The organism is Streptomyces sp. NPDC055506, from assembly GCF_053643595.1.
In genome coordinates this window covers 50,159-64,952 of the sequence record NZ_JBSHKH010000008.1, presented here as the reverse complement: position 1 = coordinate 64,952, position 14,794 = coordinate 50,159, and the positions used below count along the sequence as shown (strand labels likewise).

Sequence of the window (14,794 nt, the reverse complement as noted above, 5' to 3'; positions counted from 1 at the left end):
CTTCGTGGGCGGGTTCGGCGGCGCGCTTAGACGCCCGTCCAGCGGACCTGGCCCGGTTCGATCGCCGTGCGCAGACGCTGCAGACCACGGCGGGCGTGACTCTTCACCGTGCCGAGGGGCATTCCGGTCCGTTCCGCGATCTGGGCCTGGGTCAGATCCTCGTAGAAGGCCAGGCACAGCACGTGCCGCTGGTGCCACGGCAGACAGGACAACTCGTTCACCAGCAGAACCCGGTCCAGGACCTCCTCCGCCGCCGACTCGTCCTGTCCGGGCGGGTCGTCGGTGTGGGCGAGCGAGTCGGCGAGAGCCAGCCGTCTGCTCCGGGCGGCCAGCGCGTCGACGATCTTGCGACGGGTGATGCCCACGAGCCAGGCGCCCAGCGGGCCCCGCTCCGGGCGGAAGCCGGCCTGGCCACGCCAGGCGCCGAGGAACACCTGCTGGGTGACGTCGTCGGCCTCGTGCGTGTCGCCGAGCGACCGGGTGGCCATGGTGTGGACCAGGGGGGCCCAGCGCCGGTAGACCGCGGCGAAGGCGTCCTCGTCGGCGGCACGGAATCCGTGGGCCAGTTCGTCCTCGTACCTGGTCTCTTCATGGGTGTCGATGGTCATGGCCTGGTTCCTCCTGCCATGCGCGAGGTGCGGCCGTCCGCACGCGTCCCAGTGTTGTGACGCACAAACGACGCAGGCAACATGCGTCGTTTGTGCGTCGTACAGTGGGGTCCGTGAGCAGAGGTGACGGCGACGGCCGGCCCGACGAGGACCCGGGGAGCGGCGGGCTCACCACCGGAGAGGTGGCGAGACGCTTCGGGGTGGCGCCCACCACGGTCCGTTCCTGGGACCGCCGCTACGGCATCGGTCCCGACGCGCACACCGGCGGCAGGCACCGGCGCTGGACCGCCGCGGACGTGGCCCGTCTGGAGCGGATGTGCGCCCTGACGGCGACCGGGCTGCCCCCTGCCGAGGCGGCGCGCATCGCGCTCGGCGTCGCGCCGCCGGACGCGGCCCCGAGCACACGGGCACCGAACCCACCGCCGCGTCCCCTGCCCCGCGGCCGCAGCCGGGCCGGGAGCGGTATGCGACTCGGCGATGTGCGGCAGGAGTCCAGGGGCATCGCCCGTGCCGCCCTGCGCCTCGACGCCGCCGCCCTGGACGAACTGCTGCTGGCGGCGATCGCCGACCACGGACTGGTCACGGCCTGGACCGAGGTGATCATGCCGACGCTGCAGGCGACCGGCCGCAAGTGGGAGAGCTCGGGCGAGAAGTACGTCGAGGTGGAGCACTTCCTGTCGTGGCACGTCTCCGGGGCGCTGCGGCGCAGCACACCACCCGTGACCGCCGACGGCCCGGGCATCACCACCGTGCTCGCCTGTGTACCGGGGGAGAACCACACCCTGCCGCTGGAGGTGCTGACCGCCGCGCTGGCCGAACGCGGTCTGCCGGTACGCATGTTCGGTGCCGCGCTGCCCGTGGAATCGGTCGTCGCGGCGGTGCGCCGGACCGGGCCGGCCGCGGTGGGCCTGTGGGCGCAGTCCCGCACCACGGCCAGCCGGCCACTTGCCCAGCACGTGGCGGCGATGCGATGGGGGGTGCGCGGTGCCCGCAGGAAGCCGGTCGTCCTGACCCTGGGCCCGGGCTGGGCCGGGCAGACTCTCGCCGGACTGCCCCATCCCCCCGGCCTGGCCGAGGCCCTCGCGGTGGTGGAGTCGGTCGTGTCAGGGCGGTGAGTCACCGCGGGCCCGCTCCTGGCGTCGCACATCGGCGAGGTCGGCGAGCCGGTCCAGACCGCGCACGGCCCGGGCCATGCGGTGGTTGCGCTCCAGCGCGGAGCGATGCCGGTCGAGAAAGGCCCAGTACCCCGCGGTGTAGGGGCACGCGTGGGCGCCGGTCCGGTCCGCCGGCCGGTGGACGCACGAGCCGCACAGGTCGCTCATCCGGTTCACATACGCACCGCCGGACGTGTACGGCTTGGTCGTCATACGGCCGCCGTCGGCGTACTGCGACATGCCGACGACATTGGGCACCATCACCCAGTCGTAGCCGTCGACGAAACAGCGGTGGAACCAGTCCGTGACCGCGGCCGGATCCCAGCCCCGCTGGAGGGCGTAGCTTCCGAGGATCATCAGCCGGGGGATGTGGTGGGTCCATCCCGTGTCGCGTACCTGGGACAGCACCGTGCGCAGACACCGCGCGTCCACGGCGTCCGCGTCCAGCTCGTTCCACCAGTCCGGCAACGGGGCCGTGTGGCGCAGCGCGTTGGAGTTGCGGTAGTCCTCGCCGAAGTACCAGTACAGCTGCCACACGTACTCGCGCCAGCCGGCGATCTGCCGGACGAAGCCCTCCACGCTGTTCAGCGGCGCCCGCCCCTCGCGCCACGCCGTTTCGGCCTGCTCGACGCACTCGGCGGGGTCGAGCAGGCCCAGGTTGAGCGAGGACGACAGCAGGCTGTGGCTCATGACGGGGTCGGCGGCGAGCATGGCGTCCTCGTACGGGCCGAAGTCGGTGAGCCGGCGCTCCACGAAGCGCCGCAGTGCCGCCCGGGCCTCGGCACGGGTCGCGGGGAACAGGCGTGGCCCGTCCCGCCCGACGAAGCTCACGTCGCCGTCCTTCTCCCAGCGGTCGAGATCGTGGCGGACCTGCTCGTCGATGTCGTCCTCGCGCGGCCGGTAGGGACGGTCGACCGGCAGGACGGTCGCGTCACGGGGCGGCGGCCGCCGGTTGTCGTGATCGAGGTTCCACCGGCCTCCCGCGGGCCGGTCGCCGTCCATCAGCAGGTCGTGTCCGCGCCTGACCCAGCGGTAGAAGTCCTCCTGACGCACGCTCCTGCCGCCCTGCCCGTCCGCCCACCCGGCGAAGGCGTCCATGGGCACCAGGAATCCGCGCGCCGGGCCCGTCGCGACCCGAGGCAGCGAGCGCACCAGCCGCAGCCCGGCGTACGACGTCGGGTGGTGCACGGTCAGGGCCCGGCCGCGTGCCGCCCGGGCGAGCCCTTCCCGGTAGGTGTCGCCGCGCACGTAGGTGACGCGGTCGCCGAGTTCGGCAGCCCGGTGACGCATGGCGGACAGGACCAGGTGCGCCTTGGCCCGGTGGAAACGCCTGCGCCGGAACACCGACCGTGCCTCGATCATCAGCAGCGGCGTGTCCCGGGCGAGACCGCTGTCCTGCGACGGCCGCAGGAAGTGCGGACCCAGCTGATCACCGAAGAGCCAGTGCATGCGGCACCCCTGCCGTCAGTCCCGGCCGCGCGCGTGCTTGAACCGTGCCAGGCCCTCACCGAGATCGATCAGCGGCCGCGGGTAGTCCAGCCGCGCCCGTTCCTCTTCGGGCAGCCGCCAGGGCTCATGGACGCGGGCATCGGGCACGTCCGACAGTTCCGGCACCCACCGCCGTACGTATCCGCCCGCCGGATCGAAGCGCTTGCCCTGCACGACCGGGTTGAGGACGCGGTGGGGGCGGGTGTCGGTGCCGGTCCCGGCGACCCACTGCCAGTTGAGCTGGTTGTTGACGATGTCGCCGTCCACGAGCAGGTCCAGGAAGTGCCGGGCGCCGATCCGCCAGTCCACATACAGCGTCTTGACCAGGAAACTCGCCACCAGCAGCCGGGCCCGGTTGTGCATCCACCCCTCGTGGCGCAGCTGGCGCATGGCCGCGTCGACGACCGGATAGCCGGTGCGGCCGTCCCGCCACGCGGCGATGTCCTCGGCGGCCTCGTCCTCGGTCCGCCACCGGTCGTACCGGGTCCGGTAGTCCTGACCGGACGCGTCGGGGCGGGCCGCCAGCACCTGGTGGTGGAAGTCGCGCCAGCACAACTGCCGTACGAACGCCTCCGCGCCCGGCCCGCCGCGCTCCCGGGCCCGCTGGACCAACTCCACCGGCGACAGGGCACCGAAGTGCAGATACGGCGAGAGCCTGGAGGTCGCGTCGCCCGCCAGATCGTCGTGCCGGTCCTCGTACTCGGACAGGCCGCTCCGCACCCAGCGGGTGAACCGGTCGCGTCCCGGTGTCTCGCCCCCGGCGGGCAGGCCCGGCGAGAGGCCGGACAGTCCGTCCCGGGACGGCAGCGGCTCGCCCTGCACGGCGTCGGGGACGTGCACGGTGCGCGGCGCGGGAAAGACGTCCCTCAACCGCTCCCGCGACCACCGCCGGAAGTAGGGGGTGAACACGGCGAAGTGGTCGTTGCCCGTGGGCGTCACGGTCCCGGGCGCCACGGCCGTGATCACGCTGTCGTGCACGTGCAGCGCCACGCCTTGTCCGCGCAGCGCGTCCCGCAACTGCTCCTCCCGCCGGTGGGCGTAGCCGGTGACGCCCGCCGAGAGGTGCACCTCCGTCGCCCCGCACTCGGCGGCCACCGCGCAGACCTCCTGGGCGACAGGGCCCTTGCGGACGACGAGCCGGCCGCCGCACCGGCGCAGCGAGGCATCGAGGTCGGCCAGACAGTCGGCGAGGAAGGCGGCGCGGTTGGGTACGTCGAAGCCCGCCGCGTGGACACCGGGATCGCGGACGAAGAGCGGCACCACCTCGTCTGCCCACGCCAGTGCGGCGCGCAGCGGCGGATGGTCGTGCACCCGCAGATCCGAGGTGAACAAGACGACCGCGACGGTCATGTCGATGCTCCTGAGGGTGCGGTGTGGATCTCTACTGCCTGACTCTTCGGTCACGGCGGGCTGTCCGGATGCGGCCGGGGCGCGGGCCGGCCCGGCGCGCGCTCATGCCCTTGGCGGCCGCCTGGGTGATGTTGCGGGCCATGCCGCCGAAGACGACGGCGTGGAACGGGGAGAGGGACCACCAGTAGGCGTGCCCCAGCAGTCCCCGGGGATGGAAGAGGGCGCGCTGCCGGTAGCGCGTGCGGCCCGCGTCGTCCGTCTCCGCGTACATCTCCAGCCACGCAAGGCCGGGCAGGCGCATCTCCGCCCGCAGTCTCAGCAGGCGGCTCGGCTCGATCTCCTCGACCCGCCAGAAGTCCAGTGAGTCGCCGGCCCGCAGGCGCTCGGCGTCACGTCGTCCGCGACGCAGGCCGACACCGCCGACGAAGCGGTCCAGCCAGCCGCGGACCGTCCAGGCGAGCGGGAAGGAGTACCAGCCGTTGTCGCCGCCGATGCCCTCGATCACCTTCCACAGCGACTCCCGGGACGCGTCCACCGGGAGGTGCCGCTCGTCCTCGTAGAGGCTGCCGCCCGCCCAGTCCGGGTCGGTGGGCAGGGGATCGCTGGGCGCCCCGGGCGCGGCGGCGGACGACCAGCGGGTGACGACCTGTGCCTCCCGCACCTTGCGCAGCGCCAGGGCCAGCGCCGCGTCGAAGGGCAGCGGCCGGCCCGGAAGGTCGGGCACGTACCGGGCGATGTCGTGCTCGCGGCACACGACCTCGTGGCGCAGCGACTCCGTCAGCGGCCGGGCGAGGGCGGCGGGCACCGGGGTGACCAGGCCGACCCAGTGGCTGGACAGCCTCGGGGTGAGCACCGGCACCGGCGCGATGAGCCTGCGCCGCAGCCCGGCCACCTGGGCGTACCGGTCCATCATGTCCCGGTAGGTGAGGACGTCCGGCCCACCGATGTCGAACGCACGGTCGACGTCATCCGGCATCGAAGCCGAACCGACCAGGTACCGCAGCACGTCCCGCACGCCGATCGGCTGCGTCCGGGTGTGCACCCAACTGGGCGTGATCATGACCGGCAGCCGCTCGGTCAGATAGCGCAGCATCTCGAAGGACGCCGACCCCGAACCGATGACGACCGCCGCCCGCAACACCGTGGCCGGCACCGGCGCGTCGAGGAAGACGCGTCCCACCTCGGCCCGGGACCGCAGATGCGGGGAGAGGGACTCCTCGGGAACGCCCTGGGGTGTGAGCCCGCCGAGGTAGACGATCCGCCGCACACCGGCGGCGCGCGCCTGCTCGGCGAAGACCCGGGCCGCCCTCCGGTCGGTTTCCTCGAAGCCCGGACCGGTGCCCAGGGCGTGCACCAGGTAGTACGCGACGTCGACACCGCGCATCGCGGCGGCGACCGAATCGGCGTCCGTGACATCCCCCCGGACCGTCTCGGCGTGCCCTGCCCAGGGGTGATCGCGAAGCTTGCCGGGGGAGCGGGCCAGGCACCGGACCCGGTGGCCGGCCTGGAGCAGTTCCGGCACCAGACGCCCGCCGATGTACCCGGACGCCCCGGTCACCAGACAGTGCAGCGGCCGTGCGTCCCGTTGTCCGCCTGTGTCCACGATCGGCTCCTCCACGCGTGCGCTGCGGCGTTGCGGCCTCTCTCCCTCGATCATGGGCGCCGTTGCAGGACCTCGCCTGTCGCGGCGGGCGACCGGCCGCATTCGCTCTCACACGAGTACTTCGGACGCGTCGGGGCCGGCGGATGCACGGATCGGCGGAGCGGGCGTTCAGCCGGGCGGAGTGTCGACGCCGGCCGCCTCCTGGTCGGCGCGCCCTCCCGCGCCGAGCAGCCCCGTGGCCGTGAACGGCTCGTCGGCGGCGAGACGCGGCAGTTCACGTCGCGAAAGCCGCGTGACGACCGGCGGCATCGCCGCCCGCACCAGCTGGGTGTACCGCAGCCAGCGGGGCATGTAGACCGCGGGCCGGCGCCGTTCGACCGCCGTGACCAGCCGGCCGGCGACATACGGGACGGGATACACCTTGCGCGCCGGACGCGGCATGTGGCCGCGCAACTCCCGCAGCACCGCGTGCGCGTCGGCGTCGCGGACCATGTCCGTGTCCGTCCAGTTGATGTACGCGATGCCCACGCCCACCCGCTGATGGGCGACCTCCGCCTGCAGCGCGTGGGCGAACGACTCGACCCCGGCCTTCGACGCGCAGTAGGCGCTCATCATCGGCGCCGCCCCGATGGACGCCAGCGACGCGACCTGGAGGAGGTAGCCCCGCGTGTCCAGGAGGTCCGCCAGGAACGTCCGCGCGGTGACGGCACTGCCGACGAGGTTCACCTCGACGACCCGGCGCCAGACCTCGAGATCGGCCTCGGCGAACGGTCCGCCCTCGGCGACGCCCGCGTTGGCGATCACCACCGAGGGCGGCCCGAACCGTGCCCGGATCCCGTCGGCGGCGCGAGCCATCCCGCGCTCGTCCGTGACATCGACCTCCCAGCACTCGGCCAGGCCCTCAAGGCTGTCCCGCACCCGGGCCAGCGTCCGCTCCTCACGGCCGAGCAGCGCCACCTTCGCGCCCCGGCGGCACAGCTCCCGGGCCATCGCCTCCCCGAGCCCGCGCGCCGCACCGGTCACCACGGCGGTCCGGCCGTGCAGGGGGCTCCGGGCGACCGGCATGGGACGCTCCTCTCCGCGGCGTCGCTGGCCCGGCCCACGTTAGGCGCGGACCGGGGCGTCGGCACGCCGGGCATCCGGGCCTCGTCGCCGATCCGGTCAGGATTCGAGAAGCGTGGACCGCTGAGCCGACCTAGCGTCGAGGTCATGACTTCCATCGCATCCGTCACCCTCGAGGCGGCCGACCCCGCCGCCGCCGAACGCTTCCTCACCACCGCCTTCGGCCTCGGCGGACAGGTACGGCTGCGGGCCTCGGAGGCACCGACCACCGGCTTCCGCGGCTTCACGCTGTCGCTCGTGGTGTCCCAGCCCGCCAACGTCGACGCCCTCATGGACGCCGCCGTGAACGCCGGTGCCGAGACCCTGAAGCCCGCCGCCAAGTCCCTCTGGGGTTACGGGGGCGTCGTACAGGCCCCGGACGGGACGATCTGGCAGGTGGCCTCGTCGTCGAAGAAGAACACCGGCCCGGCCACCCGGCAGATCGACGAGACCGTGCTCCTGCTCGGCGTCGAGGACGTGAAGGCCAGCAAGCAGTTCTACGTCGATCACGGCCTCGCCGTGGGGAAGAGCTTCGGCGGCAAATACGTCGAGTTCGCCACCGGGCCGGGCCCGGTCAAGCTGGCGCTCTACAAGCGCCGGGGCCTCGCCAAGCTCGTCGGCATCTCACCCGACGGCACCGGATCGCACCGGCTCACGATCGACAGCGACGCCGGGACCTTCACCGACCCGGACGGATTCGCCTGGGCGACGGCGTCGGAGAACGCGTCGCTGTGAACCCGGCGTTGTCCGGGTCCGACGCACGGCGCGCGACCTTACGGAGTCGTGACGTGCCGGCGCGGTCCCGTGGCGCCGCGCCGGTGCGGGCCTAGCGTGGCCGTATGCGCGTACTGGTCACCGGCGGTGCCGGGTTCATCGGGTCCCATGTCGTCGCCGTGCTCCGGGAGCGTGGGCACGAGGCGGTCGTGTTCGACGTACGGGAGGAGCCCGCCGCCGATGTGCGGGATCCGGCGGCCGTCCGCCGCGCCCTGGCCGGTGTGGACGCCGTGTGTCACCAGGCCGCGATGGTCGGGCTCGGGGACGGGGTCGCCGACGCGGCGGCGTACGTCTCGCACAACGACCTCGGGACGGCCGTGCTCCTCGCCGCCATGGCGGAGGCAGGGGTACGGCGTCTCGTGCTGGCCGGATCGATGGTGGTCTACGGGGAGGGGCGGTACGAGTGCCCCCGGCACGGAGACGTACGGCCCGGGCCGCGTGCCGTCGCCGACCTCGACGCGGGCCGGTTCGAACCGGCGTGCCCGGTCTGCGGGGCGGATCTCGTCCCCGGGCTGGTCGGCGAGGACGCCCCGGCCGATCCACGGAACGTGTATGCGACGACGAAGCTGACCCAGGAGCATCTCGGCGCCGCGTGGGCCCGTTGCACGGGCGGGTCGGCGGTGTCGCTGCGCTACCACAACGTGTACGGGCCCGGCATGCCCCGCGACACCCCGTACGCCGGAGTCGCCTCCTTCTTCCGCTCCGCGCTCGCCCGGGGCGAGGCCCCGCGCGTGTTCGAAGACGGGCGGCAGCGGCGGGACTTCGTGCACGTCCGCGACGTGGCGGAGGCGGGCGCGGTGGCGCTGGAGGCCGAGGCGCCCCGAGGCGTGCTGACGGCGTACAACACCGGCAGCGGCGACCCGCACACCGTCGGCGAGATGGCACGGGCGCTGTCCGCCGCGTACGGCGGGCCCGATCCCGTCGTCACCGGCGACTACCGGCTCGGGGACGTACGGCACATCACCGCGGACTCGTCGCGGCTGCGGGACGGGCTGGGGTGGAAACCGGAGGTCGGGTTCGAGGAGGGCATGGCGGAGTTCGCACGGGCCGGGATGCGGGACGCGTGACGTCCTGTCGTCACAGCCTCCCGGGGGCCCCGGCTCGCGAAAGACCGGTGGTGCTGCCCGTGTTCAGGAAGCGGCGGCGGGCAGCACCACCTCGAATCGGCAGCCGCCGGGGATGTTGCGTACGGTGGCCCGGCCCTGGTGGGCCTCCACGATCCCCCGGACGATGGCGAGGCCGAGGCCCGCTCCGGCCGGGGGCGTCCGGGCGTGCGTGCCGCGCCAGCCGGTGTCGAAGACACGCGGCAGGTCCTCCTCGGGGATGCCTCCGCAGGCGTCCGTCACCGACAGCACCACGCCCTCGGCGGAACGTTCGGCGGCGATGGCGACCGTACCGTCGGCCGGGGTCCGGCGGATGGCGTTGACCAGCAGGTTGCCGAGCACCCGGCTCATCTCCTTGCCGTCCACCTCCACGGGTACCGGCTCGACACGGTCGCCCACCAGCCGCACCCCGTGTGCCCGGGCGAGCGGGTCGGCTCCCGCCAGCGCGTCGCCGACCAGGTCGTACAGGGAGATCCGGGTGGGGCTCAGGGGCAGGGTGCCGGCGTGGATGCGGGAGAGTTCGAAGAGGTCGCCGACCATGTCGTTGAGGCGTTCGACCTCGGTGCGGATCTGCTTCAGATAGCGGTCGGGGTCGGCGGCGACGCCGTCCTCCAAGGCCTCCGACATGGCGCGCAGACCGGCCAGCGGGGTGCGCAGGTCGTGCGAGATCCAGGCGACGAGTTCGCGCCGGGAGGTCTCCAGGGCGCGTTCCCGATCCCGGGACTCGGCGAGGCGGGCGCTGGTGGCGGCCAACTCGCGGCTCAGGTCGTCCAGTTCGGCGGTCGTCGGCCCGTCGGGGGCAGCGAACTTCCCGCCGTCGCCGAAGGAGCGTGCCGCCACGGCGAGTTCGCGGCTGCGGGCCACAACCCAGCGGCCCAGCAGCAGCGCGGTGGCGAGGGAGACGACGGCCGCCATGGCGACGACGGTCGTGACGACGCTCAGGTCGTGCGCCGACAGGAACATCGCCCAGGCTACGGCGAGGGTGCCCGCGAGCATCGCGACGACGCCGACCGCCGCGACCACGGCGAGCGAGGCGGTGAGCGAGCGGCGCCGGATCAGGCGCAGTGCGCCCGCCCCGGCCAGGCCGGTGGCCGCGGCTCCGGCGAAGGCGTACAGCGCGATGAGGAGGGTGTCGTTCACGATCCGGCCTCCTCTCCGGCGGGGTCGAAGCGGTAGCCCACGCCCCACACGGTCTGGATCAGCCGGGGCCGGGCCGGGTCGTCCTCGACCTTGCCGCGCAGACGGCGGACGTGGACCGTGACCGTCGACAGGTCGCCGAAGTCCCACCCCCACACCTCGCGCATCAGATCCTCACGGCCGAAGGCCCGCCCCGGGTGGCGCAGGAAGAAGGAGAGCAGGTCGAACTCGCGGAGGGTGAGGGCGAGTTCGGTGCCGTTCCTGGTGGCCCGGCGGGCCGCCGGGTCGACGGTCAGACCCGCCGCCCCCAGCCGGTGCCCGGGGGCGGCGGGTCTGCTGCGGCGCAGTACCGACTCCACGCGCAGGACCAGCTCGCGAGGGCTGAAGGGCTTGGTGACATAGTCGTCGGCGCCGACCTCCAGGCCGAGGATGCGGTCGTCCTCGTCGCCGCGGGCGGTGAGCATGATGACCGGCACCGGCCCGTGTGCCCGCATCCGCCGGCACACCTCCAGGCCGTCCATCCCGGGCAGCATCAGGTCGAGGACGACCAGGTCCGGCCACTGGGCGGCGGCACGGGTGAGGGCCGTCGGGCCGTCGTCCGCGCGGTCGACGACGTAACCGGCGCGGTCCAGATATCCGGCGACGACCTCGGCGACGGTCGGATCGTCGTCGACGACCAGGATCCGCGGGGGCCCGTCGGGGGTCTCCTCGTGCTGATGGGGCTGCTGCATGCCTCCAGCCTGGCACCGGGCCGCCGACGATGCCGTGCCCGGAGGCCGCCGGGCCGCCGACGTCCGCGTTTCGTAAGGAGCGGCAGTCCGTTATGCCTGATTCGCGTTCGTAGGGTGAAACCGTGACGACGACTCCTTCCTACGTCGACGTGGTGCTGCCCTGCCTGAACGAGGCCCAGGCCCTGCCCTGGGTCCTCGAACGGATCCCGCCGGGCTGGCGCGCACTCGTCGTCGACAACGGTTCCACCGACGGCTCCGCCCAGGTCGCCCGCGCGCTCGGCGCGACCGTCGTGAGCGAGCCGCGCCGGGGCTTCGGCGCGGCCTGCCACGCCGGGCTGACCGCCGCCACCGCCGACGTGGTGTGCTTCTGCGACTGCGACGCCTCCCTCGACCCGTCGCTCCTCGTCCCGTTCGTGCGCCGGGTGCGCGAGGGCGAGGCCGACCTCGTGCTCGGCAGGCGGCGCCCGCAGGGCCGGGGCGCCTGGCCCGCGCACGCCCGTGCCGGCAACCTCGCGCTCGCGCGGATGCTGCGCCGCCGCACCGGGCTCCGTCTGCGCGACCTCGGTCCCCTGCGCGCCGCCCGCCGCGAGCCGTTGCTCGCCCTCGGCCTCACCGACCGGCGCAGCGGCTATCCGCTGCAGATGGTGGTCCGCGCGGCCGACGCCGGCTGGCGGATCGCCGAGTACGACGTGCCGTATCTGCCGCGCACCGGGGCCTCGAAGGTGACGGGCACGTGGCGCGGCACCTGGCACGCCGTACGGGACATGAGCCGCGTCCTGGCAGACGGAAGGACCGAACGGTGACCACGCTCCTCGTCATCGCCAAGGAACCGCTGCCGGGCCGGGTGAAGACCCGGCTCACCCCGCCCTTCACGCCCGGTCAGGCGGCGGAGCTGGCCGAGGCCGCCCTCGCGGACACCCTGCACGCCGTGGCGGCCACGCCCGCCTCCCGGCGCGTTCTTGTTCTCGACGGCACTCCCGGCCCCTGGCTGCCGCCCGGCTTCGACATCGTGCCGCAGGGCGCGGGCGGGCTGGACGAGCGGCTGGCGAATGCCTTCGCGCGGTATACCGGACCGGCCCTGCTCATCGGTATGGACACGCCCCAGGTGACACCCGAACTGCTCACCGTCGACTTCGGCGAGGGCGACGCCTGGTTCGGCCCGGCGGAGGACGGCGGTTTCTGGGCACTCGGGCTGGCCGGTCCCGATCCCGCCCTGCTGCGCGGCGTCCCGATGTCCACACCGGAGACCGGCGCCGTCCAGCGCGAGCGGCTCGTCGCCGCCGGGCTGCGCGTACGCGACCTCCCTCGGCTGCGGGACGTCGACACCGCCGCCGACGCCGAGGCGGTCGCCGCGCTCGCCCCGCACGGCCGGTTCGCCGCACGGCTGGCCCGGTACGCGCCGGCCGTCCCCCGATGAGCGCCGCGCCCGCCACCGCCCTCGCCTGGGCGGCCGCCGACCCCTACGCCGCTGCCCTGCGCGCCGGCCACGGGCCCCTGTTCCTGCGCCGCTCCGACGGCTGGCTGCTGCCTCTGGAGGTGGAACGCTGGTGCGCCCTGGCCGACGCCGTCGACCGGGACGTGCTGGACCGGTGCGAGGGGACCGTGCTGGACGTGGGGTGCGGGCCCGGGCGGCTGGTCGCGGAGCTCGCCGCCCGGGGCCGGGCCGTCCTCGGCATCGATGTCAGCGAGGCCGCCGTGGGCCGAACGGTGCGGCTCGGAGGCCAGGCGCTGCGGCGTTCGGTGTTCGAGCCGCTGCCCGGCGAGGGCCGCTGGGACACCGTCCTGCTCATGGACGGCAACATCGGCATCGGCGGCGACCCGCGCGCCCTGCTGGACCGGGTGGCCGAGCTCCTGTGCCCCGGCGGCCTGCTGATCGCCGAGACCGCCCCGGTGGACATCGACGAACGCGCCCAGGTACGGGTCGTCGACCTCACGCACCCACACGGTGCCGACGACCCCGACGACCCCTTTCCCTGGGCGCGACTCGGCACGCCCGCCCTGCTCCGGTACGCCCATGGCTGGACGCGGGCCGGTCAGTGGACGGCCGGCGGACGGCGCTTCACCGCCCTGCGCACCCGCGACAGGCGCACCGCCAGCAGCAGCGCCGAGCCGCCGAAAAGGACGGCGGTGATCAGCAGCCAGCGGGCGAGGAACACGTCCGCAGGCAGGCCGGTGGCGGACCGGTAACGCCCCTCCACCCTGCCGCTGATCAGCGGGAACCACACGAGAAGCAGCAGAGCGGAGAGGGCGGCCGGTACGCGCACGTACATCGTCCACTCCCGGAGGCGGACCGCGCCGAGCCCTCGTACGACCGCCCGGTCCAGGGCCGCGTACAACGGCAGCAGCACAAGGTCGTGCAGCACTGCCGCGCCCACGAACCACAGGGCCACGCCGAACCAGTCGTCCGCGAGCAGCCGTACCCCCGCATAGGCGGCGAGCGCGAACGAGCAGGCGAGCAGGAGCAGTTGGAAGGGGCTTCCGAGCGGGATCCGCGGCCGTCGCATCACAGCTCTCCGAACGTCATCCGGGCCACCCACTTGGTGTTGAGCACACCTGGCGCCGCGGGCACGATGATCCGCGCCGGGTAGCCGTGATCGAGGGACAGGGTCTCGCCGTTGACGTACAGGGCGAGCAGGGAGCGCGCGTCGGCCACCTGGTTGGCGCGCAGCGCGGCCTTGCGGAAGGCGCCGCGTGCCTGAAGGGACTCGACGAACACGTCCGGCGGGTCGTCGTCGTACCCGACGAGCGCCGCGAGGTCGCGCAGCCGCACTCCGCGCCACCACTGGTCCGACGTCGACCAGCCCTCCACACAGGCGATGGGCAGCGCCGAGCTGTGCAGGGTGAGTCCGGCGAGCTGGGCACGGCTGAGGCGGACGGTTCCCGTTCGCCCCGTCACGACGAGCCGCCACGCGTCCTCGCCCGTCCCGGCCGCGTCGATCCCGGCGTACGCGGCGGTCTTGTTGATCTGGAACCCGTTCGGGCCGCTGCCGGGTTCACCGCCGCCGTGGGGTGCGAGGAGGGCGGTGCGTCGCAGCGGACCGTCGACGTTCTGCCCGGCCGTCGTCGCGAACAGCAGCAGCGAGCCGCCCCCGACGAACCACAGGGCACCCCGCCGGGAGACGGTCGGCCCGTCGGGACGCGGAGTCACGAGGTCGTTCTTCTCCTGTCGAAGGTGCCGCAGATTGCGCAGGGCCGTGGGCATCTTCAGCACGGCGTGGGCGACGAAGGCGGCGAAGAACACCCATGCTCCGTAGAAGTGCAGCGGGTAGAAGGAACCGGGGAAGACGTAGTCGAGCTGCACATTGAGCACACCGGTCACGAATTCGAACAGCGCGCCGCCCACCAGGAGCAGCAACGAGATCCGCTCCAGGGCGTGCGCGAGCGAGCGGGCCGGCGGCAGTGCGAACAGCCTCGGCACCACGGACCAGAGCTTGGCCAGCAGCACAGGGATCAGGGTCACGCCGAGGGTGACGTGGACGCCCTGGTTGAGCCGGTAGAGCCAGTGCGGGTCCGTCGGCCAGGCGAACAGGTAGAAGCCGAGGATCCCCTTGTCCGGGGTCTTGTCGTTCACCGCCGACAGGCCCGGGTTGTAGGCGGCGTACGAGACCAGTCCGGTCACGAACAGCACGGTGATGCCGACCAGCAGGACGAGGCCCAGCACCGAGGTGAACCAGGGGCCGCGCAGGGGACTGCGCCAGAAGCCCGGTGAGGAAGGAAGCAGTGGGTCGTCTCGCATGTCCCGACG

General features: G+C 73.5%; 14 protein-coding genes. 6 read left to right on the top strand and 8 right to left on the bottom strand.

All coding sequences use genetic code 11. The features are described 5' to 3' along the window. Nucleotides 1–26 precede the first annotated feature (26 nt). Nucleotides 27–608 (bottom strand): RNA polymerase sigma factor, encoded by a 582-nt coding sequence (locus tag ACWIF2_RS05400; protein WP_454358733.1) that lies wholly within the window; start codon nt 606–608, stop codon nt 27–29. Between the two features lie 113 nt (nt 609–721). Between ACWIF2_RS05400 and ACWIF2_RS05395 the strand changes: the two genes are divergently transcribed. Further along, on the top strand, nt 722–1,723 hold the full coding sequence (locus ACWIF2_RS05395; RefSeq protein ID WP_454358732.1) for a MerR family transcriptional regulator: 1,002 nt from the start codon (nt 722–724) through the stop codon (nt 1,721–1,723). Here the strand turns inward: ACWIF2_RS05395 and ACWIF2_RS05390 are convergent. The 4 genes from ACWIF2_RS05390 to ACWIF2_RS05375 all read right to left on the bottom strand — a co-directional run bounded on the left by ACWIF2_RS05390 (nt 1,712) and on the right by ACWIF2_RS05375 (nt 7,268). Beyond that, nucleotides 1,712–3,211 carry a cryptochrome/photolyase family protein gene (locus ACWIF2_RS05390; protein ID WP_454358731.1) on the bottom strand — a complete coding sequence of 500 codons (1,500 nt, stop codon included), beginning with the start codon at nt 3,209–3,211 and terminating at the stop codon, nt 1,712–1,714. The genes ACWIF2_RS05395 and ACWIF2_RS05390 overlap by 12 nt on opposite strands. Before the next feature lie 15 nt (nt 3,212–3,226). Then, nucleotides 3,227–4,600: a cryptochrome/photolyase family protein gene (locus tag ACWIF2_RS05385; protein WP_454358730.1), complete on the bottom strand. Its 1,374-nt coding sequence runs from the start codon at nt 4,598–4,600 to the stop codon at nt 3,227–3,229. Nucleotides 4,601–4,631: 31 nt separating this feature from the next. After that, a complete protein-coding gene (locus tag ACWIF2_RS05380) occupies nt 4,632–6,203 on the bottom strand; it encodes an SDR family oxidoreductase (protein WP_454358729.1) in 1,572 nt (523 codons plus the stop codon). Nucleotides 6,204–6,371: 168 nt separating this feature from the next. After that, entirely contained in the window at nt 6,372–7,268 is an 897-nt protein-coding gene (locus tag ACWIF2_RS05375) for an SDR family oxidoreductase (protein ID WP_454358728.1), read from the bottom strand. Nucleotides 7,269–7,412: 144 nt separating this feature from the next. On the opposite strand from ACWIF2_RS05375, the gene ACWIF2_RS05370 reads away from it, so the two are divergent. Together ACWIF2_RS05370 and ACWIF2_RS05365 are read left to right on the top strand one after the other, a co-directional pair. Further along, a complete protein-coding gene (locus ACWIF2_RS05370) occupies nt 7,413–8,039 on the top strand; it encodes a glyoxalase (RefSeq protein ID WP_454358727.1) in 627 nt (208 codons plus the stop codon). Between the two features lie 104 nt (nt 8,040–8,143). Further along, nucleotides 8,144–9,145: an NAD-dependent epimerase/dehydratase family protein gene (locus ACWIF2_RS05365; RefSeq protein WP_454358726.1), complete on the top strand. Its 1,002-nt coding sequence runs from the start codon at nt 8,144–8,146 to the stop codon at nt 9,143–9,145. A 63-nt stretch (nt 9,146–9,208) separates the two neighbouring features. Here ACWIF2_RS05365 and ACWIF2_RS05360 read toward each other — a convergent pair whose 3' ends face one another. Both ACWIF2_RS05360 and ACWIF2_RS05355 read right to left on the bottom strand, forming a co-directional pair. Beyond that, on the bottom strand, nt 9,209–10,321 hold the full coding sequence (locus ACWIF2_RS05360) for a sensor histidine kinase (protein ID WP_454358725.1): 1,113 nt from the start codon (nt 10,319–10,321) through the stop codon (nt 9,209–9,211). Beyond that, nucleotides 10,318–11,049, bottom strand: coding sequence for a response regulator transcription factor (locus tag ACWIF2_RS05355; RefSeq protein WP_454358724.1), 732 nt, complete (start codon nt 11,047–11,049; stop codon nt 10,318–10,320). The genes ACWIF2_RS05360 and ACWIF2_RS05355 overlap by 4 nt, the downstream gene beginning before the upstream one ends. 122 nt (nt 11,050–11,171) lie before the next feature. Between ACWIF2_RS05355 and ACWIF2_RS05350 the strand changes: the two genes are divergently transcribed. From ACWIF2_RS05350 to ACWIF2_RS05340, 3 genes are read left to right on the top strand one after another with little or no spacing between them, the layout of a single operon-like run. Next, nucleotides 11,172–11,852 (top strand): glycosyltransferase family 2 protein, encoded by a 681-nt coding sequence (locus tag ACWIF2_RS05350; protein ID WP_454358723.1) that lies wholly within the window; start codon nt 11,172–11,174, stop codon nt 11,850–11,852. After that, nucleotides 11,849–12,466: a TIGR04282 family arsenosugar biosynthesis glycosyltransferase gene (locus ACWIF2_RS05345; RefSeq protein WP_454358722.1), complete on the top strand. Its 618-nt coding sequence runs from the start codon at nt 11,849–11,851 to the stop codon at nt 12,464–12,466. The genes ACWIF2_RS05350 and ACWIF2_RS05345 overlap by 4 nt, the downstream gene beginning before the upstream one ends. After that, the gene (locus ACWIF2_RS05340) at nt 12,463–13,236 is read left to right on the top strand and encodes a class I SAM-dependent methyltransferase (RefSeq protein WP_454358721.1); all 774 of its coding nucleotides are present in this window, start codon (nt 12,463–12,465) and stop codon (nt 13,234–13,236) included. The genes ACWIF2_RS05345 and ACWIF2_RS05340 overlap by 4 nt, the downstream gene beginning before the upstream one ends. 316 nt (nt 13,237–13,552) lie before the next feature. Here the strand turns inward: ACWIF2_RS05340 and ACWIF2_RS05335 are convergent, their stop codons facing one another. After that, entirely contained in the window at nt 13,553–14,785 is a 1,233-nt protein-coding gene (locus ACWIF2_RS05335; protein ID WP_454358720.1) for a molybdopterin-dependent oxidoreductase, read from the bottom strand. Between the last annotated feature and the right edge of the window lie 9 nt (nt 14,786–14,794).